Origin of the sequence: Collinsella sp. TF08-11AT, from assembly GCF_003437035.1 — a bacterium.
Classification (GTDB): Bacteria; Actinomycetota; Coriobacteriia; order Coriobacteriales; family Coriobacteriaceae; genus Collinsella.
Window position 1 is genome coordinate 108,938 of the sequence record NZ_QSRL01000003.1, and the last position, 22,134, is coordinate 131,071.

General features: G+C 66.5%; 22 protein-coding genes. 17 read left to right on the forward strand and 5 right to left on the reverse strand.

What is annotated here, in order from left to right; all coding sequences use genetic code 11:
* Positions 1–2: 2 nt before the first annotated feature.
* Together DXC79_RS03540 and DXC79_RS03545 are read right to left on the reverse strand one after the other, a co-directional pair.
* Positions 3–536, reverse strand: a complete 534-nt coding sequence (locus DXC79_RS03540) for a hypothetical protein (RefSeq protein WP_117635169.1) — start codon at positions 534–536, stop codon at positions 3–5.
* A gap of 146 nt (positions 537–682) precedes the next feature.
* Positions 683–1,609, reverse strand: a complete 927-nt coding sequence (locus DXC79_RS03545; protein WP_117583469.1) for a sirohydrochlorin cobaltochelatase — start codon at positions 1,607–1,609, stop codon at positions 683–685.
* Positions 1,610–2,067: 458 nt separating this feature from the next.
* Here DXC79_RS03545 and cobM point away from each other — a divergent pair, with 458 nt between their 5' ends.
* The 17 genes from cobM to cobK are packed head-to-tail and all read left to right on the forward strand — an operon-like array spanning position 2,068 to position 18,477.
* Positions 2,068–2,859, forward strand: coding sequence for a precorrin-4 C(11)-methyltransferase (cobM, locus tag DXC79_RS03550; RefSeq protein ID WP_117635170.1), 792 nt, complete (start codon positions 2,068–2,070; stop codon positions 2,857–2,859).
* Between the two features lies 1 nt (position 2,860).
* A complete protein-coding gene (gene cbiD / locus DXC79_RS03555; RefSeq protein ID WP_233502973.1) occupies positions 2,861–4,045 on the forward strand; it encodes a cobalt-precorrin-5B (C(1))-methyltransferase CbiD in 1,185 nt (394 codons plus the stop codon).
* The gene (gene cobI, locus DXC79_RS03560) at positions 4,038–4,727 is read left to right on the forward strand and encodes a precorrin-2 C(20)-methyltransferase (RefSeq protein ID WP_117635171.1); all 690 of its coding nucleotides are present in this window, start codon (positions 4,038–4,040) and stop codon (positions 4,725–4,727) included. Before cbiD ends, cobI begins: the two co-directional genes overlap by 8 nt.
* Positions 4,728–5,861, forward strand: a complete 1,134-nt coding sequence (locus DXC79_RS03565) for a cobalt-precorrin 5A hydrolase (RefSeq protein WP_117635172.1) — start codon at positions 4,728–4,730, stop codon at positions 5,859–5,861.
* The gene (gene cobJ, locus DXC79_RS03570) at positions 5,861–6,604 is read left to right on the forward strand and encodes a precorrin-3B C(17)-methyltransferase (protein ID WP_042435525.1); all 744 of its coding nucleotides are present in this window, start codon (positions 5,861–5,863) and stop codon (positions 6,602–6,604) included. The genes DXC79_RS03565 and cobJ overlap by 1 nt, the downstream gene beginning before the upstream one ends.
* Entirely contained in the window at positions 6,592–8,064 is a 1,473-nt protein-coding gene (cbiE, locus tag DXC79_RS03575; RefSeq protein WP_117635173.1) for a precorrin-6y C5,15-methyltransferase (decarboxylating) subunit CbiE, read from the forward strand. Before cobJ ends, cbiE begins: the two co-directional genes overlap by 13 nt.
* Positions 8,061–9,443 carry a cobyrinate a,c-diamide synthase gene (locus DXC79_RS03580; RefSeq protein ID WP_233502974.1) on the forward strand — a complete coding sequence of 461 codons (1,383 nt, stop codon included), beginning with the start codon at positions 8,061–8,063 and terminating at the stop codon, positions 9,441–9,443. Before cbiE ends, DXC79_RS03580 begins: the two co-directional genes overlap by 4 nt.
* Positions 9,436–10,578, forward strand: coding sequence for a nicotinate-nucleotide--dimethylbenzimidazole phosphoribosyltransferase (locus tag DXC79_RS03585; protein ID WP_117635174.1), 1,143 nt, complete (start codon positions 9,436–9,438; stop codon positions 10,576–10,578). Before DXC79_RS03580 ends, DXC79_RS03585 begins: the two co-directional genes overlap by 8 nt.
* Complete coding sequence (locus DXC79_RS03590) at positions 10,575–11,123, forward strand: bifunctional adenosylcobinamide kinase/adenosylcobinamide-phosphate guanylyltransferase (RefSeq protein ID WP_117635175.1); 549 nt, start codon at positions 10,575–10,577, stop codon at positions 11,121–11,123. The genes DXC79_RS03585 and DXC79_RS03590 overlap by 4 nt, the downstream gene beginning before the upstream one ends.
* Positions 11,120–11,887 carry an adenosylcobinamide-GDP ribazoletransferase gene (cobS, locus tag DXC79_RS03595; RefSeq protein WP_117635176.1) on the forward strand — a complete coding sequence of 256 codons (768 nt, stop codon included), beginning with the start codon at positions 11,120–11,122 and terminating at the stop codon, positions 11,885–11,887. The genes DXC79_RS03590 and cobS overlap by 4 nt, the downstream gene beginning before the upstream one ends.
* Positions 11,888–11,928: 41 nt before the next feature.
* Positions 11,929–12,885 carry a histidine phosphatase family protein gene (locus DXC79_RS03600; RefSeq protein ID WP_233502976.1) on the forward strand — a complete coding sequence of 319 codons (957 nt, stop codon included), beginning with the start codon at positions 11,929–11,931 and terminating at the stop codon, positions 12,883–12,885.
* Positions 12,885–13,859, forward strand: a complete 975-nt coding sequence (gene cbiB, locus DXC79_RS03605; protein ID WP_117635178.1) for an adenosylcobinamide-phosphate synthase CbiB — start codon at positions 12,885–12,887, stop codon at positions 13,857–13,859. Before DXC79_RS03600 ends, cbiB begins: the two co-directional genes overlap by 1 nt.
* Positions 13,856–15,079, forward strand: coding sequence for a histidinol-phosphate transaminase (locus DXC79_RS03610; RefSeq protein ID WP_158550958.1), 1,224 nt, complete (start codon positions 13,856–13,858; stop codon positions 15,077–15,079). Before cbiB ends, DXC79_RS03610 begins: the two co-directional genes overlap by 4 nt.
* On the forward strand, positions 15,072–16,571 hold the full coding sequence (locus DXC79_RS03615) for a cobyric acid synthase (protein WP_233502977.1): 1,500 nt from the start codon (positions 15,072–15,074) through the stop codon (positions 16,569–16,571). The genes DXC79_RS03610 and DXC79_RS03615 overlap by 8 nt, the downstream gene beginning before the upstream one ends.
* Positions 16,568–17,083, forward strand: a complete 516-nt coding sequence (locus tag DXC79_RS03620) for a cob(I)yrinic acid a,c-diamide adenosyltransferase (protein WP_117635181.1) — start codon at positions 16,568–16,570, stop codon at positions 17,081–17,083. Before DXC79_RS03615 ends, DXC79_RS03620 begins: the two co-directional genes overlap by 4 nt.
* Positions 17,084–17,725: a precorrin-8X methylmutase gene (locus DXC79_RS03625; RefSeq protein WP_117635182.1), complete on the forward strand. Its 642-nt coding sequence runs from the start codon at positions 17,084–17,086 to the stop codon at positions 17,723–17,725.
* Complete coding sequence (cobK, locus tag DXC79_RS03630; protein WP_117635183.1) at positions 17,722–18,477, forward strand: precorrin-6A reductase; 756 nt, start codon at positions 17,722–17,724, stop codon at positions 18,475–18,477. Before DXC79_RS03625 ends, cobK begins: the two co-directional genes overlap by 4 nt.
* Before the next feature lie 211 nt (positions 18,478–18,688).
* Here the strand turns inward: cobK and DXC79_RS03635 are convergent, their stop codons facing one another.
* The 3 genes from DXC79_RS03635 to DXC79_RS03645 are packed head-to-tail and all read right to left on the reverse strand — an operon-like array spanning position 18,689 to position 22,100.
* Entirely contained in the window at positions 18,689–19,903 is a 1,215-nt protein-coding gene (locus DXC79_RS03635; RefSeq protein ID WP_117635184.1) for an ABC transporter permease, read from the reverse strand.
* Entirely contained in the window at positions 19,900–20,673 is a 774-nt protein-coding gene (locus DXC79_RS03640; protein WP_117635185.1) for an ABC transporter ATP-binding protein, read from the reverse strand. Before DXC79_RS03640 ends, DXC79_RS03635 begins: the two co-directional genes overlap by 4 nt.
* On the reverse strand, positions 20,673–22,100 hold the full coding sequence (locus DXC79_RS03645; RefSeq protein WP_117635186.1) for an efflux RND transporter periplasmic adaptor subunit: 1,428 nt from the start codon (positions 22,098–22,100) through the stop codon (positions 20,673–20,675). The genes DXC79_RS03640 and DXC79_RS03645 overlap by 1 nt, the downstream gene beginning before the upstream one ends.
* Positions 22,101–22,134 lie beyond the last annotated feature (34 nt).

A 22,134-nucleotide genomic window follows, 5' to 3' on the forward strand; every position in this document is an offset into this window, starting at 1 on the left:
CGTTACTTCAGTGCGTCGGCGCGCAGATCGACGCCGGCGGATTCGAACACAAGCGTGCGGTCGTACCACTGCTCTTTTCTAATACTCCACGCGGCGCAGGCGGTGTCCTCGTCGAGCGCTTCAACGGGCACGTCGTAGGTGTACTTGCCTTCCGCGTTTTCCACATAGGGGATGAAGTCGGCCTCGCTCGCGGCGGCAGCCTCGTCGCCCGTGCCCATGAAGAGCTTGCCGTAGCCCGTGCCGGAAAGCGTCATCACGCAGTGCATGGAGCCGTTTTCCACGATGAGCTGGGCGTCCACGATCCTGAACATGTTCGAGCTGGAATCTACGGTGATTGGATAGGTGCCGTCGGCCACCTTGTCGGCGGTGATGGGGGCAGCGCTTGCGCCCGCGGGCGCATCGGCCGCCTGTTCGGTCTTTTCCTGGGAATCGGCATCGCTTGCCTTTGCGCTGTCGATTGAATTTCCGGCGCAGCCGGCGAGCGAGAACGCGCAAAGCGCCGCCGACAGGGCGAAGACGAGGGTTTTCTTCAACATGGAGGGGGTTCCTTTCAATCGCTTCTACCGCCCGCGCCGTGCGGTGAGCGGTCGGGATGCGAATGCAACGGGCATGCGTCGTCAGTCGGGGAAAGGCGCATGCCCGTTGCACGGGGACGCGACCGGCGCCCCCGTGCGCGGCGAGTTTACAGCTTGGCGATGGCGTCGTCCACGTGCGAGACGTAGATGTCGTCGACCGCGACGTTCTGTCCCAGACCCTGGAGCAGGCACGTCACTTCGAAGCCGGCGGCCACGAACTTCGCAGCCCAGCTGTCGGGGTCGGTCTCGTCTGCCATGTCGTTGTTCGCGTGGTCGCCCGCGACCACCATGAACGGCGCGAGCACGGCCTTCTTGTAGCCTGCGGCGCTCGCGGCGGCGATAACATCCTCGCAGGTCGGTTCAGCCTCGACGGTGCCGACGAAGAACTGCGTCAAACCCTCGTTCTTGAACACTTCCTGCATCTTGGCATAGTCGGCGTTGGAATCGGCTTCGGTGCCGTGGCCCATGAGGCACAGCGCCGTCTCGCCGTCGTCGAAGGACGCCATGTTCTCCTTAATGGCTGCGGCCACCTTTTTGTAATCGTCGTCGGAGGTGAGCAGCGGGTCGCCGAGCGAGATCTTGTCGAACTTGTCGGCGTACTTGTCGAGCTCGTCTTTCACGTCGGCGTATTCCAGGCCAGCCATGAGATGCGTCGGCTGCACGACGATTTCCTTCACGCCGTCTTCCACGCAGCGGTCAAGCGCCTCGGTCATGTTGTCGATCGTGATGCCGTCGCGCTTCTTCAGCTTGTCGATGATGATCTGCGCGGTGAAGGCGCGGCGGATGTCGTAGTCCTGCCAGTACTTCTCGCGGATAGCGTCTTCGATGGCGCCGATGGTGATGTGGCGCGAGTCGTTGTAGCTCGTGCCGAAGCTCGTGACGAGGATGACCGGCTTCGCGGCCTTCTCCTTTTCACTAGATTTCTCGGAACTCGCGGAGGTGTTGGAGCAGCCCGCGAGCGCGACTCCGGCGAGCGCGACGGCTCCGGTTGCTGCGGCGCCCATGAAGCCGCGGCGTGACATCTGGTCGGACATGGTTTTTCCTTTCCTCGGTTTGCCGGTCCCCCGGCGACAGTTGCTTGTCGGCACAAGCGAAAGAAAAGCGCACCCCTCGGGGTTCACAAGGAGCTAACGCCACGGCGATGCCGTGAGGAAAAGGCGAAGCAGTCTGGCTTGGGGCGCGAGGCGGTTCGCCCGCGCGTCCTATACAGTAATGTCCCTTGCCCAGGATTCCCACCTGGTTCCCTCCGCAAGCCAGCGCGGGCTGTGCAGGCGCCGCGCCGGTCATTTCCTTTTATCCGATTGTCATATGCTCGTTGCCGAAACTTTTACTATGATAGTGGGCACTTGTGAACGTGTCAAAGCCAGCGCGGGCGGCATTGCGCCTCCTGCCTGCGTATTTGCGCCGATTGCCGCCGCAGGCGCCGTGTTTTGCCCGCTGCGCGAATGGCGGCGTAAACGGTTGCGATGAGAAACGGGAAGGGAAGGCTCGGATGATTCATATCGTTGGCGCAGGCTCGGGCGCCGCCGACCTTATCACGCTGCGCGGGGCGCGCCTTCTGCGCGCGGCCGACGTAGTCGTTTGGGCGGGAAGCCTTGTGAATCCCGAGCTGCTCACCGAGTGCAAGGAATCCTGCGTCGTCTACGACAGCGCGCACATGACCTTGGAGGAAGTGCTCGACGTGATGTGCGCGGCAGATGCGCGGGGCGAGGAAGTGGTGCGCCTGCACACGGGCGACCCGTGCCTGTACGGCGCCATCCAGGAGCAGATGGACGCGCTCGACGCGCGCGGCGTGGACTACGAGGTGGTGCCCGGCGTGTCGAGCTTTTGCGGTGCCGCGGCGGCGCTTCGCCAGGAATACACGCTGCCGGGAATCAGCCAGTCGGTCGTGATCACGCGGCTTTCCGGACGTACCCCCATGCCCGCGGGCGAGGGCATGCGCACCATGGCGGAAAGCGGCTCGACTATGGTCATCTTCCTGAGCTCGGGTATGCTCGCCGAGCTTTCCGCCGAGCTTTTGGCCGCGGGCCGCAGCTCCGACGAGCCGGCGGCGCTCGTGTACAAGGCGACCTGGCCTGAGGAGCGCGTGGTGCGCTGCACAGTGGGCACGCTCGCCGATGCGGGCGCGCGAGAGGGCATCGACCGCACGGCGCTCGTGGTGGTGGGCCGCGTGCTCGGAGCTCGTGGCGGGCTTGCGCACAACGGCGCGCAAGCGGAGTCGTACGAGCGCAGCAAGCTTTACGACCCTTCGTTTGCCACGGGGTATCGAAAGGCGAGCAGCTAGCGTGGCCTTCGAGCACTACATATATACCGGGACGACCCGCCTGCGCTGCGGCTACACCACGGGGAGCTGCGCCGCGCTCGCGGCGAAGGCGGCCTGCGAGATGCTCTTGTCACGAAAGCCCGTCGGCCGCGTGTCGATCGTCACCCCCGGCGGGCTGCCTGTCGAGACGGACGTGGTTGACGCATGTATCGGCGAGGGGTGCGCCCAGTGCGCCGTGCGAAAGGACGCAGGCGACGATGCCGATGTGACCGACGGCGTGCTCGTGTACGCGCGCGTGGAACATGCGGGGTCGGGCACGGGCGCTGCGGGCAGCAAGGGCGTGCCCGCGCGCGAATCGGAAGTTTCCGTCGATGGCGGCGTGGGCGTGGGGCGCGTGACGTTGCCCGGGCTCGAGCAGCCGGTGGGGTCGGCCGCTATCAACGCGACGCCGCGCGCGATGATCACTTCGGCGGTGCGCGAGGTGTGCGCCGCGCACGGCTTTTCTGGAAATATTGCTGTGACGATTTCGGTACCCGAGGGTGTTGCCCTTGCCGAAAAGACCTTCAACCCACACCTGGGGATAGAGGACGGCATTTCCATCCTGGGCACGACGGGCATCGTCGAGCCGCGCAGCCTCGCTGCCTTGCGCGACAGTATCGAGCTCGAGATCCGGCAGCATGCGGCTATGGGGCGGCGCGGAGTTGTGCTCACGCCCGGCAACTACGGCGCGCAGTTCATCTCGGGGCATTTTCACCTAAACGGTGCGCCGGTGGTCTTCATCTCCAACTTTGTGGGCGATGCGATTGATTGCTGCGTTCGCGAGGGATTTACCAATGTCCTTCTTGTGGGACACATCGGCAAGCTGGTGAAGGTCGCGGGCGGCATCATGGACACCCATTCGCGTACCGCCGACTGCCGCGCGGAGATTCTGGCCGCCCACGCGGCCTTGGCCGGCGCGGGCGCGAAGACCGTGTGCGAGATCATGTCGTCGGTCACGACCACGGCGGCGCTCGAGGTAATCGAGGCCGCCGGCGTGGGGGACGCTGCGCGCGCCTCGCTCGCTGCGGCAATCGAGGACAGGTTGCGCCGCCGCGCGGCGGGCGCATGCGACATCGCCGCGGTCGTGTTCGACGCCGAGCGCTGCGAGCTTTTCCGCACGTCGGGCGCCGATGCAGTTATCGGGGAATTGGGGGCGACGTATGAGTAAAGGCGTGCTGTACGGGGTGGGCACGGGGCCTGGCGACCCCGAGCTGCTCACGATCAAGGCCGTCCGCACAATCGAATCGTGTCCGGTCATCGCCGCACCGCAGACGGCGGACGGGGTCATGGTCGCGCTCGACATCGTGCGCGGCGCCGTCGACCTTACAGGCAAGACGGTGATCCCCGTGAGATTCTCGATGACGCGCGACGTCGAGCGCCGCGCGGCCGAGCATGCCTCGCTTGTTCGCGAGCTTGTCGCGCACCTGGATGCGGTCCGCGACGTCGCGCTGTTGAACCTGGGGGACCCGAGCATCTACGCCACCTTCCAGCGCATAGCGCCCGACGTGCGCGCCCGCGGGTTCGAGGCGCGCGCTATTCCCGGCGTGCCGAGCTTTTGCGCGGTCGCCGCGGCGCTCGAGCGCGACCTCACGCCCGAGATGTCGTCGCCTCTGCACATCGTGCCCGGCGGCTACGACGACGTGCGCCGCGCAATCGGCTGGCCGGGGACGAAGGTGGTCATGAAGGCGCGCCGCTCGTTTGCGGACACGAAGTGCATCCTTCGCGAGGAGGGCGCCTTCGATGGTGCCGAGCTCGTAGAGGACTGTGGGCTTCCGGGCGAGCGCGTGTACCGCTCGCTCGACGATGTGCCCGATCGGGGCAGCTACTTCTCGACGATGGTGGTGCGCTAGATGAGGGTTTCCTGCATAGCGTTCACTGAGAGGGGATATGCGCTGGCGGAGCGCACCGCACGCGCGCTTTCCGATTGCGCGCAGACAGGTGAAGATGACCCTGACTGGGACGTTTCCGTTTCGCGTGGGTTCGGCGAGGGGAAGGCCGACCTGCGCGCATGGACGGCGCTCGCGTGGGAAGCGTCGGACGCGCTTCTGTTCGTGGGCGCGGCGGGCATCGCCGTGCGGGCGATCGCGCCGCATGTCGCCTCGAAGGCAAACGATTCCGCGGTTGTGGTGATCGACGAGGCGGGGCGCTTTGCCATCCCGCTTTTGTCGGGGCATTTGGGCGGTGCGAACGAGCTTGCGCAAACCGTGGCACGCGCGGCAGGGGCCATCCCCGTCATCACCACGGCGACCGACGTCCGCGGCGTGTGGGCGGTGGATACGTGGGCGCGCTGTGCGGGGCTCGCAGTTTCGAATCCCGAGGCTATCAAGCGAGTGTCGGCGCGGCTGCTTTCGGGCGGGCGCGTGACGCTCTTTTCCGATATGCCGATTTCGGGACAGCCGCCTGAGGGGGTTGACATTGCGTCCGACCGCGCTCGGGCCGATATCGTCGTGTCGCCGTTCGCTGGCGCGAATGCGGGTGCGTTCGTTCGTGCGGCGGAGACAACGGGCGAGGTCTTACCCGCCGGTGAGACGGGGAAGCCCGCGGGCGTGCGGGCGCAGGCGCCTGCGCCCGAGCCGCTTCGCCTTGTCGTGCCCTGCATCGTTGCGGGCATAGGGTGCCGTCGCGGTGCGTGCGCCGAAGCGATCGGGGAGGCGTTTCTTCTCGCGTGCGGGCAGGCGGGTATCTCGCCTTCTGCCGTGCGTGAGGTGGCGACGATCGACGTGAAGGCGCACGAGGAGGGTCTGCTCGCCTTCTGCCGCGCGCGCAATATCCCGCTTGTGACGTATTCCGCAGAGGAGTTGTCGCAGGTCGAAGGCAGCGTTTCGTCATCTGATTTCGTGCGCGCGACGGTGGGGGTCGACAACGTGTGCGAGCGCGCGGCGCTCGCGGACGGGGGCAAACTTATCTTCCCGAAGCTCGCTCACGGCGGCGTGACCGTCGCGTTTTCCAAGGTAACTATCGAACTTTCGTTTAAGGAGCGGTGATGGGAAAGCTCTTCGTGGTGGGGATCGGCCCGGGCGGCCCCGACGGCATGACGATTGCGGCTCGGCGTGCGCTCGAGGCGGCCGACATCGTTGTTGGGTACACGAAATACGTGGAGCTCGCGCTCGCCGCCGTACCCGACGCGGCGCATCTCGCGACGCCGATGATGCACGAGGTCGAACGGTGCCGCCTGGCGCTTTCGCGCGCGCAGAGTGGAGAAGCCGTGGCGCTCGTGTGCAGCGGTGACGCGGGCGTGTACGGCATGGCGAGCCCCGTGCTGGAGCTTGCGGAGGACTACCCCGATGTTGACGTGGAAGTTATCGCCGGGGCCACCGCGGCTCAGAGCGGGTCGGCGGTGCTCGGCGCCCCGCTTGCCCACGACTTCGCGGTCGTGTCGCTCTCCGACCTGCTCACGCCGTGGGAGGTCATCGAGCGCAGGCTCGCCGCCGTGGCGAGCGCCGACTTCTGCATCTGTTTGTACAACCCGCGCAGCAGAAAGCGCGCCGACAGGCTCTCGCGCGCGGCGAAGATTATGCTCGAATGGAAGGCCCCTGACACGCTCTGCGGCTGGGTACGCAACATCGGGCGCGAGGGGCAGCAGTCGGGCATGTGCAGGCTCTCCGAGCTGGGGGAGTTCGACGCCGACATGTTCACCACCGTGTTCGTCGGCAACGCGGACACGAAGCGCGTGGGCGGCCGTATGGTTACGCCGCGCGGGTATCGGGAGATTCCATGCGAAAGGTAACGATCATCGGGGCGGGGCCCGGAAACCCCGACTTGCTCTCGCGCGCGGCGCTCGACGCGATCGACATCGCCGACGTGGTCATCGGCGCTCATCGCGCGCTTGCCGGCATTGACGTGCCGCCCGACGTGGTGAGATACGAGCTCGTGAAGACGGCGGACATTGTCGCCGCGCTCACCGATGCGGCGTCGTGGCAGCGCGCCGTGGTCGTGATGACGGGCGATGTGGGGCTGTTCAGCGGCACGCGCCGCCTGGTGGAGGCGCTCTCCGGCGATGCGCAGGTTGACGTGCGCGTCATTCCCGGCATAAGCTCAGCGTCGTATCTCGCCGCGCGCCTCGCGCGTCCATGGCAGGATTGGCGCTTCGCGAGCGCTCACGGCGTGGCGTGCGACATCGTGGCCGAGGCCGAGCGCGCAGGTGAGCTCTTCCTCGCCACGTCGGGCGGGGAAGACCCCTCGCGGCTTTCGGGCGAGCTTGTGCAGGCGGGCTTCGGGGACGCGCGCGTGACGGTGGCCGAGCGCCTGTCGTACCCCGACGAGCGCATCACCTGCGCGACCGCAAGTGAAATCGCAGGTCAGACGTTCGACGACTTGAACGTAATGCTTATCGAGTTCGCAGGCGGCGCCGGGTCGCCTGCGGGCTCTAGCGCAGCCTCCGAGGCGACGGCCGGCGCGTCTGCGCCCGCGGCGGCATCTTCCGCGGCGGACTCTGCGGGCGCATCCCGCGCCGCGAGCCCCCGCTGGCCGTACGCTTCCTCGGGTATTCCCGACGCGCTCTTCATCCGCGGCGACGTTCCCATGACCAAGCAGGAGGTGCGCGCCGTCGCGCTCGCGAAGCTGCGCCTTACCGCGACCGACACCGTGTGGGACGTCGGCGCCGGCACGGGGAGCGTGTCGATCGAGGCGGCGCTCGTCGCGCGAGCGGGGTCGGTATGGGCGGTCGAGCGCAACGCGGCCGGCGTGCGGCTCGTTCGAGAGAACGCGGATGCATTCGGGTGCGGCAACGTGCATGCGGTCCCCGGTGTCGCCCCCGAAGCGCTCGCGAAACTGCCCGTCCCCGACGCCGTGTTCGTCGGCGGGAGCGCGGGCGAGCTTCCCTCCATCGTGGAGGCGGCGCTCGAGAAGAACTCGCAGGTTCGCCTGTGCGTGCCATGCGTCACCGTTGAGACGTTCACCGAGGCGTGCGCGCTCCTCTCGGGTTCGCGCTTTAAGGGGTTCGAGGCGTGCCAGGTGTCGGCCGCCCGCGCCGAGGCTGTAGGCTCGCACCATCTTATGAAGGCGCAAAACCCCGTGTTCCTCGTCAGCGCGCGTGGTGCGGGCGCGGATGCCGAGGAGCTTACCGAAGTCGGGGCGCTTGCTGAGTCGCCTGTCGGGGAGGACCCCTCTGCCGAGGGGAACCCATCCGTTGAGGTGGTCTCGCTTGCTAACTGCAACGCCGCAGGTGGGGAAGGCGGCGCCCGGTGAGCACGTCCATCCCGCGCTTCATGGTCGCTGCGCCCTCGAGCGGGAGCGGCAAGACGATCGTAACGTGCGCGCTCCTGCGCGCGCTCGCGCGCCGCGGCCTTGCATGCGCGGCCTTCAAATGCGGCCCCGACTACATTGACCCGCTCTTTCATCGCCGCGTCGTGGGTGCGCGCTCGGGCAATTTAGACGGCTTCTTCACCGACGCCCCGACGCTGCGCGCCCTGCTCGCACGCGGCGCCGCGGGCGCGGATGTCGCGGTGCTCGAGGGGGTTATGGGCTTCTACGACGGCATGGCTCCCGGCGTGGCCGACGCGAGCAGCTACCAGGTTGCGCGCGACACGGAAACGCCGGTCGTTTTAGTGGTGAACGGGCGCGGGGCGTCTTTATCGCTCGCCGCCTTAATCCGCGGCATCGCCGAGTTCCTGCCTTGTGCGAACGTGCGCGGCGTCGTGCTGAACAAGACGAGCGCCGCTGCCTGCGCCTACGCGGCGCCTGCGATCGAGAAGCACACGGGCGTCGCGGTTTTGGGGAATATCCCCGCCGACGAGGCGTTCTCGCTCGAAAGCCGGTATCTGGGGCTTGTGACCGCCGACGAGGTCGAGCAGCTCTCCGCGCGCATCGACAAGATGGCCGAGCTGGTGGAAAAGAGCGTCGAGGTCGATCGCTTGCTCGAAATAGCGGCGACGGCACCCGATATCCGCGAGGAACCTTACCGGTTGGAGCTGATCGCGGGAGCGCGGCCCATCGTCGCCGTCGCACGTGACGAGGCGTTCTCGTTCTACTACGAGGAGAACCTGCGCGCGCTCGAGGACCTTGGTTGCGAGCTGGCCTTTTTCAGCCCCCTGTGTGATAGCGAGTTGCCCCGGGGGACAAGCGCCCTCTATCTGGGGGGCGGCTACCCGGAGCTCCATGCGCGGCAGCTCTCCGAGAACGCGCCGATGCGCGAAGCGGTGCGGCGCGCGGTGGAATCCGGCATGCCGACGGTCGCCGAATGCGGTGGGTTTCTGTACCTGCAGCGCGAAATCGCCGATAGCGAGGGGCGGCGCTGGCCTGTTGCGGGCGCCCTTGAGGGCGCAAGCGAGAACGGGGGAAGGCTGTCCCATTTCGGGTACGTGGAGCTCACTTCCCAACGCGACGGGCTCTACGGGCCGCGCGCAACACGCATCCACGCGCACGAGTTCCACTACTGGCAGTCCACCTGTCCGGGCGGCGACTTCTGGGCGCAGAAGCCCCGGCGCGACAAGGGCTGGCCGTGCATGACGACCACCCCGACCCTGGTGGCGGGCTTCCCGCATGTGTACTATCCTGCTAACCCCGACGTTGCGCGCGCGTTCGCGTCTGCCGCAGCGTCGTTCGCAGAGAGGAGATGGCATGGCTGAAGCAACCGAAACCGCGCTTGCCTGCATCCGCGAGGAAGTCGGGCGCGCGTTCTCGTCGGCGCCGGGCGCCGTGCTCGAAGCCGCGCTCTCCCGGATCGCGCCCGCAGACGAGTGCGCCCGCGCCGCCGCGTACGCCGCGTGGGACTCCGTCGCGCACCCCTTGGGGGGATTGGGCGACTTTGAAGACGCCGTCGCGTGTATCGCCGCAGCTCAGGGGAGCGCCGAGGTGGCCGAGTTCCCCCGTGCGCTCGCGGTATTCTTCTCCGACAACGGGGTCGTTGCCGAAGGCGTGTCGCAAAGCGGGCAAGATGTGACGCGAGCCGTCGCGCGCAACATGTGCGAGGGGGCCGCGAGCGCCTGCCGCATGGCGGCGTTCGCGGGTGCCGAGGTCGTGCCCGTCGACGTGGGTATGGCCCGGGGCATAGAAGACGCGCGCATGGTGCGCGCGAACGTGCGGCGGGGGAGCGGCAACATCGCTCTCGGCTCCGCTATGTCTCGCGATGGGGCCGTGCGCGCGATCGAGGTCGGAATCGCCGTCGCGTGCGGGCTTGCCCGCGCCGGCGTGCGCCTTCTCGCCGCGGGCGAGATGGGCATCGGCAACACGACCACCTCGGCGGCGGTGGCCGCAGTGCTCATCCGGGCGGACGCGCGGAGCCTTGTCGGGCGCGGCGCGGGGCTCTCGGACGCCTCGCTCGCGCGCAAGCGCGACGTGGTCGAGCGCGCTATCGACGCGAACTCGCCCGATCCCGCCGACCCGATCGACGTGCTCTCGAAGGTGGGCGGCTTCGACATCGCTGCGATGTGCGGCTTCTACCTGGGGGCCGCGGTCTCGAAGGCGCCGGCGCTCCTCGACGGGGTCATATCCTGCACGGCGGCCCTGTGCGCGGCGCGCCTGTGCCCCAACGCCTTGGGCTACCTCGTGGGCACCCACGCATCAAGCGAACCCGCAAGCCGGGAGCTCCTTCGCGAGCTCGGCATAAAGGCGCCCCTCGACGCAGGCATGCACTTGGGCGAGGGCGCGGGCGCCATGGCGTATCTCCCCCTTCTGGATTCGGCGCTGCGCGTGTACCGGGATGGGAAGACGTTCACGGCGACTGGCATGGCTGCTTACGAGCATTTCGAGGCCGGGAAATGACGGTGACGCTCGTCATCGGCGCCGCCGCGAGCGGCAAGAGCGCCTACGCCGAGTCCCTGTGCCTCGGGCACGACGGCCCTCGCGTATACCTGGCAACGATGGAGCCCTTCGGGGAAGAGGGCGCCCGCCGCATCGCGCGCCATCGGGCGCTGCGCGAGGGCAAGGGGTTTTCCACCCTCGAGCGAACGCGTGACGTGGGCGCCGCAGTGTCCGGGCTTCCGCGCGGCTGCGCGCTTCTTTTGGAGGACGTGGGCAACCTGGTTGCGAACGAGCTTTTCGCGGAAGGCGGCTTGTCCCCACGTGACCCCGACGCTGCGGCGCGCGAGGTGCTCGGAGGCATCGAACGGCTCGCTCAGGCCGCTGCGTATACGGTGGTGGTCACCGTCGACGTGTTCGCCGATGAGATGCGCTACGATGAGGGGACCGAGGCATGGAGGCGCGCGCTCGCGCGCGTGAACGCGGGCGTGGCGGCGCTGGCCGACCGCGCAGTCGAAGTGGTATGCGGGATTCCCGTGTGGATGAAAGGTGAAGGACCTACAAGGTGAAGATAGCAGAGGCAATCGGCGCGGCGTTCGGAACGTTCTCGCGCATCCCCGTCCCGAAATCGGCCTGGACCGATTTCGGGTCAACCCATGCGCTTGCCGCGTTTCCCCTGGTGGGCCTTGCGGAAGGGTTCCTCATGACGGCGTGGGGACACGTTGCGAACCTGCTCGGCGTGCCCGCGACCATCGTCGCGGCCGTGCTCGTGGCGCTGCCTGTGGCGGTGACGGGAGGCATCCACCTAGACGGGCTCTGCGACACCTCCGATGCGCTTGCAAGTTGGGCCCCGCGCGAGCGAAAGCTCGAGATCATGCACGATCCGCGGGCGGGCGCCTTCGGGGTTATCGGTGTTGTTGTGTACCTTATTCTGCAGTTTTCCCTGTTCACCGCGCTGCCGCTTACGGCGGGGGCGTTCCTCGCGCTTCTGTGCTCGCTCGTGTTCTCCCGCTCGCTTTCGGGGCTCGCCGTTGAATGCTGGCCTGCCGCGCGGGCGGACGGCATGGCCGCGGGGCTCTCGCCTGCGAAGAAGCGCGCGGCGATCGTCGTGCCGCTTTGCGCTTTCGCTGCGGCTTCGGCTGCAGGGATGGTCGCGTGCGCTCAGGCCGTCGGCGCCCTTATGGCGGTGGCGGGGCTTTTGGCGCTCGCGTGGTACCGCCATGTTGCCCTGTCCCGCTTCGGCGGGGTGACGGGGGATTTGGCCGGATGGTTTCTGCAATGGGCCGAGCTCGCGATGCTTGCCATGCTGGTGGTGGGGGGCATGCTCCTATGATGCTCGTGGTAGGTGGCGCGCATTCGGGGAAGAGGACCTTCGTGCGCGAAAAGCTCGGGTTTGCGGCGGACGATTTCGTCGACGCGGCGCAGCTTGCGGAGGGCGGCGTGCCCGCGGCTTTTGCCGGCCGCGTCGCATACCGTGCTGAGGAACTCGTACGCGCGCTCGACGCTGACCGGGCGCTCGAGCGGCTGATCGGCTTCGACGCAGTGATTCTGCCCTTGGTCGGCTCGGGAGTCGTCCCCATGCGTGCGGAAGACGCCCAATGGCGCGAGCGCGCGGGGCGCCTGGGATGCGCGCTCGCTGCGCGCGCCGACGTCGTCGTGCGCATGACGTGCGGGATTCCCCAGGTCATCAAAGGAAACCTTGCCGATGCGCCTCGAGGGACGCAGGGCGCGGGTGCGCCTTTGGAAGTCGTCTTCGTGCGCCATGGTGCCACGGCGGGCACGGAAGACCATCGCTACAGCGGGGCGGGCACCGACGAGCCCCTGTCGAGCGCGGGCGAGAGCGCTTTGCGCGACCTCGCGTGCTATCGTGACGTGTTCCGTGTTATCACGAGCGGCATGGCCCGCACCGATCAGACGGCGCGCATCCTCTTCCCGAACGCGGAGCTTATGGCGTGCCCCGGTCTGCGCGAGATGGATTTCGGCGACTTCGAGGGGCGAAGCGCCGCCGAGCTTAAAGAGGATGCGCGATACCGCGCCTGGGTAGACTCCTGGTGCGAGACGCGCTGCCCGCATGGCGAGGACAAGAGCGATTTCACCCGCCGCGTCGTCGCGGCGTTTCGGGAGGCGTGCAAATCGGAGCGCGCCCAGGGGAGCGGGCGCGCCGTCTTCGTCGTTCACGCGGGTACCGTGAAAGCGCTGCTCTCCGAGCTAGCTGTCCCGAAAATGGGATACTTTGACGTGCATACCGAGCCGGGCGGCGCATGGGCCGCCACCTGGGATGGGCGCTGCCTTCGCGACGTTCGCCCCGCTTCGGGGGGCGATGCCCGGTGATGACGATTCTTGCCGTCGCCGCCGGGTTCGCGGCCGACCTTGCCTTCGGCGACCCGCGCTGGCTTCCCCATCCCGTCGTCGCCATGGGGCGCGCGATCACGTGGGCCGAAGGCCGCCTGCGGGGCGCATTCCCGCAAACGTCCGCGGGCACGCGCGCCGCAGGGCTTGTGCTCGCCGTGGCGCTTCCGCTTACGTGTGGACTTTTGACCTGGGGAATCCTGCATGTTTGCGGCATGGTTCACTCCGGCTTGCGCTTCGTGGCCGAGGCATGGGCGAGCTATCAGATTCTCGCGGCATGCGAGCTGCGCCGCCAGAGCCTGGCCGTTGCCCGCGCGTTCTCGAAGGGCGGCCTTGTCGCGGCGCGCGAAGCCGTCGGGCTCATCGTGGGACGTGATACGTCTGTTCTCGACGAGCAGGGCGTCGCGCGCGCCGCCGTGGAAACGGTGGCGGAGAACGCGAGCGACGGTGTCATCGCGCCGCTTTTCTACCTTATGATCGGGGGTGCGCCCTTGGGCATGGCGTACAAGGCGGAGAACACGCTCGACAGCATGGTGGGCTACAAAAACGAGCGCTACATCGACTTCGGCTGCGCTTCGGCGCGCCTCGACGATGCGATGAACTGGATTCCCTCGCGCTTATCGGCCCTGCTCATGATCGCCGTGTGCCCGATCGTCGGGCTCGACGCGCGCGGGGCGGCGCGCATCTGGCGCCGCGACAGGCGTCGCCATGCGAGCCCGAACGCGGCGCAGACCGAGTCAGCGTGCGCGGGCGCGCTCGGGCTGCGCCTGGCAGGACCCGCGGTGTATTTCGGCAAGCTCGTTGAGAAACCGACGATAGGAGACGCGTCCCGCGAAATCCAGTGGGGCGACATCGCCCGGGCGACAAGGCTCATGCTCGCTGCGTCCGTATGCGCGCTCGTCGTCTTCGGCGCCGCGCGCGCGGCGGTCGTGCTCGCCGTGGGGGCGATGGCATGAGGGAAGACCACGCCGCGCCCCGGGCTGCCGGGGGAATCCTGCGCGCCCGTACGCATGGGGGCAGCGCGCAATCGCTCGGTATCGCTTGCGAAGGGGGCGCCTCTGACCTCATCGACTTCTCGGTGAACGTGAATCCGGCAGGCCCCTCGCCGCGCGCCGTCGCCGCAGCTTGTAAGGCGCTTTCTCGAATCGACGCCTACCCCGATAGGGAAAGCCGCGCCCTCGTTCGCGCCCTAGCGCGTGCCCAGGGCATTCCCGAAGATACTATCGTCTGCGGCGCGGGCGCGTCCGACATCATCTGGCGGCTCGCCGCGGCGGTGCGCCCGAAACGCATCGTCGTGTGCGCGCCGACGTTCTCTGAATATTCGGAGGCGGCATCGTACTACGGCGCATGCGTGCAGGAGTTCCCGCTCTCCGAAGCGGACGACTTCGACGTGCCCGCCTCCTTCGCCCGCGCGATCGAGGGGCCGGGAGACGTGGCGTACCTCTGCAATCCGAACAACCCGACGGGGCGCCTCGTCGACCCCAGCGTGATCGAGGCCGCGGCTTGCCGCTGCGAGCAGGTGGGCGCGCTGCTCGTCGTGGACGAGTGCTTCCTCGGATTTGCGCCCGACGCCCGCGAAAGGAGCGTGGCCGCACGCGCCGCGTGTTCGCGCCATGTGGCCGTGCTCTCCGCGTTCACCAAGCTCTACGGAATGGCGGGGTTGCGGTTGGGATATCTGATCAGCGGAAACGCCCAACTCATCGAGGGGATTCGCCGGGCGGGGCAGGCGTGGCCCGTCTCCTCGGTCGCCGAGGCCGCGGGCATTGCCGCCCTGGAAGACGTCGAATACGTCTCGCGCACGCGCGACGTATTGGCGGGCGAGCGAGCGTGGCTTTCCCACGAGCTCTCCTCGCTCGGGCTTTCCGTCGTGCCGTCGGATGCGAACTTCCTTTTAGTCCGCACGCCGGCGAAAGACATCCCCGAGCGCCTGTATAATCAGGGTGTTTTGGTCCGCACTTGCGACTCGTTTTCGGTACTGTCCCGTTTCTGGTGCCGCGTCGCGGTGCGCACGCACAAGGAGAACGCCCGGCTTGCGATGGCGTTCAGCCGCGCGCTTCGGGCGGAAGGTGCATCGGGCGAAGGCGAACCCGACGAACGGGGCGGCGCTTCTTGCGGCGGCGCTATGGCGGGCGCGGATGGCCGAGGCTTGGCGAAGGAGGTCGATACCCGTGGGTAGGGCCAAGCCCATCATGATCCAGGGCACCATGTCGAACGCGGGGAAGAGCCTGCTTGCGGCGGGGCTGTGCCGCGTGCTTTCGCAGGACGGCCTGCGCGTGACTCCCTTCAAGAGCCAGAACATGGCACTCAACAGCGGTGTCACGGCCGACGGGCTCGAGATGGGGCGCGCCCAGATCATGCAGGCCGAGGCGTGCGGCATCCCGCCCGACGTGCGCATGAACCCCATCCTGCTCAAGCCTGAAAGCGGCCACCGAAGCCAGCTCATCGTGGCCGGCAAGGCGCAGGGAGCCTTCGCTGCGAGGGACTACTTCGCGCGAAAGAAGGCGCTCATGCCGCAGATTTTGGAGGCGTTCCATTCGCTCGCGGAGGAAAACGACGTCATCGTCATCGAGGGCGCCGGCAGCCCCGCCGAAATCAACCTTGCCGAAAATGACATCGTCAACATGGGGCTCGCGCGCGCCGTGTCCTCCCCCGTGCTGCTTGCGGGCGACATCGACCCGGGCGGGGTATTTGCCCAGCTCTACGGCACGGTCGCGCTCCTTGCTCCCGAGGACCGCGCGCTTTTGCGGGGGCTTGTGGTGAACAAGTTCCGCGGCGATGTGGAAATCCTGCGCCCGGGTTTGGCCCCGCTCGAGAAGATGTGCGGAGTTCCCGTCGTGGGTGTCGTGCCGTATCTTACGCTCGACCTTGACGACGAGGACTCGCTCGCGCCGCGCCTATCTGCCCGCGAGGCGCGCGGCGTCATCGACGTCGCCGTCGTGCGCCTTCCGCATTTGTCGAATTTCACCGACTTCGACCCGCTTTCGCGCGTGCCCGGCGTGGGCGTGCGCTACGTTTCCTCGACGACCGATCTGGGCCGACCCGACCTGGTGGTGCTTCCCGGCTCGAAGACTACGCTCGACGACGCGCGCTGGCTTGCGGCTAGCGGCATCGGAGCCTGTGTACGCGCGCTTTCGGGCGCGGGCACGCCGGTGCTCGGCATATGCGGAGGCTACCAGCTTTTGGGAGACGAGCTTTCCGACCCGCACGGCAGGGAAGGCGCTGGCACCGCGCGCGGGCTCGGGCTCATCCCTGCAAGTACGGTGTTCAAGGAGGAAAAGCGCCTCGCCCAGTCGGAGCTGCGCATCACGGGCGCCCAAGGCGCGTTCTCGGCGTGGAACGGCATGACGGCGCGCGGGTACGAGATTCACGACGGCGAAACGACCGTCTCCTGCGCCCCTGCGGGCACAATTGGTGGCAAACCAGAAGGCGCGGCCTGCGGAAACGTGTTCGGAACCTATCTCCACGGCCTGTTCGACGAACCGGGGGTGGCGCTCGCCCTCGCGCGTTCACTCGCGCGCATGCGCGGCCTGCCCGAGAACGTCGTGGGTGCTGCGGGCGCGGCGTCCGCGGCCGATCACCGTGCGCGCGAGTTCGACCGCCTGGCCGACGTCGTGCGCGGGGCGGTCGACATGGAGTATGTCTACCGCATTATCGAGGAGGGCGTATGATCCACGTGTATCATGGCGACGGCAAAGGCAAGACCACGGCGGCGATGGGCCTCGCCCTTCGCATGCTCGCTGCAGGCCGCCGCGTCGTCGTCGTGCAGTTCCTGAAAGACGGCGAAAGCGGGGAGGTGCGCCTGCTCGCTGAGCATTTCGGCGTGCCCGTGTTCGCGGGGAAGGTGTCGGACAAGTTTACCTGGTCGATGACGTCGGTAGAACTTGCCGCGACGTGCGAGCTGCATGATGGGAACCTCGCTTCCGCGCTCGCCGAGCTCGAGGGCGCGCAGGAGGGGCTGCTCGTGCTCGACGAGGCGCTCGACGCGCTTTCGAAGGGGCTTGTCGACGAGGCGCTCGTGGACCGCGCGCTCGATATGTCCGCGCGCGGCGTCGAAGTAGCGCTCACCGGGCGCGCGCCTTCCCGCAAGATCGTGGAGAAGGCCGATTACATAACCGAGATGCGGTGCGAGAAACACCCCTACGCTCAGGGGATATGTGCAAGAGAAGGAGTGGAGTACTAGATGGATTCCAAGGAGATGGCGCCTGGCGACATCGAGCGGCGCAGCTTCGAGATCATCACCGAAGAGCTCGGCGGCCGCACGTTCCCGCCGTTCGAAGAGCCCGTCGTGAAGCGCGTCATCCATACCACTGCCGACTTCTCGTACGCCGATTCCCTCGTGTTCACCCATGACGCCGCGCACTGTGCGCTCGACGCACTGCGCGCAGGGGCCACGGTGCTCACCGACACGAACATGGCGCTCGCAGGCATAAGCAAGCCCGCGCTCGCGAAGCTCGGCTGCAAGGCCGTGTGCTTCATGGCCGACCCTGATGTCGCCGCGGCTGCGCGCGCCGCGGGCACGACTCGCGCCGTTGCGAGCATGGACAAAGCTTGCGGCATCGAGGGTCCGCTCATCGTGGCCGTCGGCAACGCTCCCACAGCACTTCTGCGCCTCGCCGAGCTCATGGACGCGGGGAAGATCGCGCCCGCGCTCATCGTTGGGGTGCCGGTCGGGTTTGTGAACGTGGTCGAGGCGAAAGAGGAGCTACTCGCGCGACGCGTGCCGGCCATCGTCGCGAGGGGTCGCAAGGGCGGCTCGACCGTGGCGGCCGCCATTATGAACGCGCTACTCTACCAGATCACGCGCACAGGCGGCCCGAAGTGACGGCGCTGCGCATCTTCGCCGGGACCACCGAGGGCCGCCTTCTGTGCGAATGGGCGAGCGGGGTGGGCATCCCCGCCCGTGCCTACGCGGCAACCGAGTACGGAGGCGAGCTTTTGGGCGAGCTTCCGGGCATCGAGGTGCATGCGGGCAGGCTCGACGAGGCCGACATGGATCGCGAGCTTTCCGGCGCGCGCATCGTCGTCGACGCCACGCACCCCTTCGCTACGCTCGCAAGCGGCAACATCCGGGCCGCTTCGCTCGCCGTGGGTGCACAATGCCTGCGCCTTGCGCGCCCGGTCGAGGCGCTGCCCAAAGGCGTCGTGTCGGTCGCGTCGATCGCCTGCGCGGCGCGCTTTCTCTCCGAGAACCCGGGTCGTGTTCTTCTCACGACGGGGAGCAAGGAGCTTGCTCCCTACACGCGCGTCCCCGATTTCGCGGAACGCTTCTTTGTGCGTGTGCTCCCGCTGCCCGGTGCTATAACGAAGTGCATCGACGCGGGGTTTTCGCCGTCGCACGTCATCGGCATGCAGGGGCCCTTCACCCGCGAGCTCAACGAGGCGATGCTTCGGCAGGTGGGCGCCCAGTGGCTTGTGACCAAGGACTCGGGAACCGTAGGCGGCACGGCTGAGAAGCTCGCCGCAGCGCGCGCCGTGGGAGCGCGCTGCATCGTGGTCACCCGTCCCGCTGAGGGAGGCGGGGCCCTTTCGCTTCGGGAAGTGGAAGACGCGCTCTTACGGGAGTTCGCGCGCTAGGCGCTTGCCGCGCCTGCGCGCCCTCCCGCCCGCGAGGAGGAGCGCCCCGAGCAAGCTCGACCCGTACAAGCCCGTCATCCATCAATAGCTCGAGGACGACGCCCAGAACTGGCGCAAACAGCCCTTCAATAAGTTGCGGTGAAATAGTGTCTGTTTTTGCTGCTAGATAGCATATTCTGTCCCTAATTCACCGCAACTTGTTGGTGGTGGCTTACTGGTAGCGTAGGCACTCCACCGGGTTGAGCTTTGCCGCGCGGCGAGCGGGGTAGAAGCCAAAGATTACGCCGATGCCGACGGAGACGGCGAAGGCCAGCAGTACCGTGGCGATTGAAAAGCTCGGTGTGATTTGCCCGCTGGCGCCGAGCTCACTGAGAACCCCTGATCCTGCGGCAAACATCGCGAGGCCCCAGGCCAGCAGATAGCCAATCAGGACACCCAGCAGGCCACCGGTGACGCACAGTGCCGAGGATTCGGCCAAAAACTGAGAGGTGATATCACGTCGGCTTGCACCAAGCGCGCGGCGAATACCGATCTCGCGGATGCGCTCAGTCACGTTGGTGAGCATCATATTCATAATGCCGATTCCGCCGACAAGCAGTGAGATACTGGCGACAGCGCCCATGATGAGCGAGAAGGCGCCCATAAACGAGTTGAGTGCATCGATGGCGCTTTTCATGGAGGTCGCCGATACGCTGTCGTACTCATCATCCTCCGAGATGCCCTTCATCGCTCGCACCTTAGACTCGATGGTCTTGCAGAGCTCGTCCATGTCTGTGCCCTCGGCGGCAAGTGCCGTCACGCTGGGGAATGAAGGATTCTCGTCGCCAAACAGGCCGGAGATGGTTTCGCGTGGCATATACAGCGTGAGCGAGCCCATGGAGTCGCTGCCGCCATCAATCACGCCTACAATCTGCACCTCGCCGTTGGACACCTTGATGGTTTTCCCCAGCGCATCCTGTTCGTTGCCGTAAAGCTGATCGGCGCCGCCGCGGCTGATGAGCGCCACGCGCGAGCCTGATTGAGACTCTGCCTGTGAATAGACACGTCCTGCAACGAGCTTGCTGGCACCCACGGCGTCGAGCATGTCGCTGTCGACACCCTGTGCCATGACGGTATAGCTTTTATCGCCAGACTTGTACTCGGTATACGCGCTGTCGACAATCCCGATCTGCTCTATCTGCGGCACCAGTTTTTGAAGCTTCTGGACGTCAGAATCAGTGAGTTCTTGGGACGAATAGATCTGCACCATGCGGGCTGCATTGAGCCCCAAGCTGTTGACCAGGCTGTTTTGTATGCCGCCGATGAGCGAAGTCATGGCGATGACCGATGCGATGCCGATGACAATGCCCAGGATGGTGAGCAGGCTGCGCCCCTTGTTGGCCTCGAGCGAGTGAAGGGCTTCTTGGACAAGATCGCGGGTGCTCATGCCTTCGCTCCTTTCGGCTGATTGGTGGTTGCAGAAATCGCGGGCAGGTTTTTGACGGCCCCGCGTAACGTATTCGGTGTATGCGCGACATATGCGCCGTCATGGATTCGCCCGTCACGGATGGTCACGGCTCGATCGGCCTCGGCGGCGATGCCGGGGTCATGCGTGATGAGTACGATGGTCTTGCCGCGTTTCTGGAGCTTGTGGAAGGTTTCCATGACGAGTGCCCCGGTTGTCGAGTCTAGATTTCCCGTTGGCTCGTCGGCCAAAATGATGGGCGGATCGTTGACGAGGGCGCGTGCGATGGCGACACGCTGCATCTGGCCGCCCGAGAGCTCGGATATGCGGTGGTCCCAATGGTCGACGGGCAGCGTGACGGCCTGCAGCGCGTGCACGGCGCGCATTTCGCGCTGGCTACGGGGTACGTTGGTGTAGGCCAGCGGCAGCATGACGTTTTCGATAACCGACAGGCGCGGCAGCAGGTTGAAGCTCTGAAAGACAAAGCCAATGCTCAGGGCGCGAACTTCGGTGAGCTCGTCATCGTCAAGCTCGGCCACGTTGAGCCCTTGCAGGTAGTAGTCGCCCGCCGTCGGCTTATCCAGGCAGCCTAGGATGTTCATGAGCGTCGACTTGCCCGAGCCCGAGGGGCCGGTAATGGCGACGAACTCGCCGGGATCTACCGCTAGGCTCACGTTGTGCAAGATGTGGGCGCAACCCGCTTCGCTCTCAAAAATGCGGTGCACGTTGCGGATGTCGATGACGGGACGCATTACATACCCTCGTCGGCAGACATACTGTCCGAATCCGCGCTGTAGCCGCCGTCAGCCGTTGCGCCCGCTCCGGTGTCCATGACGAGGGTGTCACCGTCGCGCAGTTTGGTTGTGGGCACGCCAGGATTGATTTCGTTGCCCTGGTCGTCGCGCTTGACCTGCGTCTTACCGACTACAGCCTCGTTGTCGTTTTGCGTCACGACGGTCACCTTCACGCGGCGCGTCTTCTTGCCTTCCGAATCGGTGGCCAGATTGACGTAATAGTGCTCGCCATCTTCGGTCATCAGCGCCATGGTCGGCACCATAACCACGTCGTCGAGCTTCTCGGTCACTACCGAGACCTCGGCAGTCATACCCGGCTTAAGGCGACTGTCGGGTGCTTCGATGAGGATGTCGACGTTAAAGGTCACGCTGCCGCCGCTACCGGAGCCGGAGTCAGAGTTTGCCACCGAGGCGATAGCCGTGACGGTGCCCTGGCTCACGATATCGGGAAACGCGGGATAGGTCACGTTGGCGCTTTGGCCCACGGCAATTTTGGCGATATCCTTTTCGCCCACCTGAACCGTCACCTTCATCTTGGACAGGTCGGCGATTTGCATGCACTGCTTGCCGCCGCTCGTGTCGCCTTCGCCCATGATCGTGCCTCCGGTCACCGTGGCACCGACTTTGGCGTTGAGCTCGACGATGTTGCCCGAACTGGGGGCCTTTACGGTGCGCTCGGCCGCCTTTGCAGTTGCCTGCTCCAGCGTTGCCTGGGCCGAGGCGAGGTTGCGCTGGGCGGTCGAGACGGCATTTGCGTTGGCGTTTGCGTCCGATGGGCCGGTCGATCCGTCACTGTCCGTTGTCGGTGCGGCCTGTGCGGCCGCGAGTGCCACCTTTGCATTGTTCAGGTCTTCCTGGGCGGCCGCGACCGCGCGCTGCGCCTCGGAAACAGCGCTATCGAGCGCGTCGTTCTTAATGGTCATGAGTACGTCGCCCTCGTTGACGCTCTGTCCGGCCTGCACGTTGATCTTTTCAACCGTACCGTCGACAGAAGGGGAGACGACCGATGCCGAGATGGGCTTAAGCTGCCCCTTGGCTTCGACTGTGGTGGTAAACGTGCCTTCGGTGACCATGTCGGTCACCGGTCCGTTGGTGCCTGCGGGTTGCGCGTTGATGACCAGCGTTGCGATGATGGCAATGAGCGCGATGGCAACAACGACACCGACGGCGATACCGCATCGGATGAGCTTTTTGCGCCGACGCTCGGCACGCTTTGCCTTGAGCTTTGCATAGGCTTCTTCATCGGAGATATCGGTCGAATCGTCGAGACTCGTTTGGGGCTGCTTGGTGTCTGCAGCGCTGATAATCGGCAGGGTCTCGGTGGCATCTTGGGGCATGCGATCGGAATCGTCAGGACCCGGATTGATCGTGGGGACCTTGGACATAGCGTCTCCTTTATCGATATGGCTCCGATAAGTA

Bases quoted from the DNA above. Each gene is read 5' to 3' on its own strand.
- DXC79_RS03540 (WP_117635169.1), bottom strand. From the start codon at position 536: ATGTTGAAGAAAACCCTCGTCTTCGCCCTGTCGGCGGCGCTTTGCGCG.
- DXC79_RS03545 (WP_117583469.1), bottom strand. From the start codon at position 1,609: ATGTCCGACCAGATGTCACGCCGCGGCTTCATGGGCGCCGCAGCAACC.
- cobM (WP_117635170.1), top strand. From the start codon at position 2,068: ATGATTCATATCGTTGGCGCAGGCTCGGGCGCCGCCGACCTTATCACG.
- cobI (WP_117635171.1), top strand. From the start codon at position 4,038: ATGAGTAAAGGCGTGCTGTACGGGGTGGGCACGGGGCCTGGCGACCCC.
- DXC79_RS03565 (WP_117635172.1), top strand. From the start codon at position 4,728: ATGAGGGTTTCCTGCATAGCGTTCACTGAGAGGGGATATGCGCTGGCG.
- cobJ (WP_042435525.1), top strand. From the start codon at position 5,861: ATGGGAAAGCTCTTCGTGGTGGGGATCGGCCCGGGCGGCCCCGACGGC.
- cbiE (WP_117635173.1), top strand. From the start codon at position 6,592: ATGCGAAAGGTAACGATCATCGGGGCGGGGCCCGGAAACCCCGACTTG.
- DXC79_RS03585 (WP_117635174.1), top strand. From the start codon at position 9,436: ATGGCTGAAGCAACCGAAACCGCGCTTGCCTGCATCCGCGAGGAAGTC.
- DXC79_RS03590 (WP_117635175.1), top strand. From the start codon at position 10,575: ATGACGGTGACGCTCGTCATCGGCGCCGCCGCGAGCGGCAAGAGCGCC.
- cbiB (WP_117635178.1), top strand. From the start codon at position 12,885: ATGACGATTCTTGCCGTCGCCGCCGGGTTCGCGGCCGACCTTGCCTTC.
- DXC79_RS03610 (WP_158550958.1), top strand. From the start codon at position 13,856: ATGAGGGAAGACCACGCCGCGCCCCGGGCTGCCGGGGGAATCCTGCGC.
- DXC79_RS03620 (WP_117635181.1), top strand. From the start codon at position 16,568: ATGATCCACGTGTATCATGGCGACGGCAAAGGCAAGACCACGGCGGCG.
- DXC79_RS03625 (WP_117635182.1), top strand. From the start codon at position 17,084: ATGGATTCCAAGGAGATGGCGCCTGGCGACATCGAGCGGCGCAGCTTC.
- DXC79_RS03635 (WP_117635184.1), bottom strand. From the start codon at position 19,903: ATGAGCACCCGCGATCTTGTCCAAGAAGCCCTTCACTCGCTCGAGGCC.
- DXC79_RS03640 (WP_117635185.1), bottom strand. From the start codon at position 20,673: ATGCGTCCCGTCATCGACATCCGCAACGTGCACCGCATTTTTGAGAGC.
- DXC79_RS03645 (WP_117635186.1), bottom strand. From the start codon at position 22,100: ATGTCCAAGGTCCCCACGATCAATCCGGGTCCTGACGATTCCGATCGC.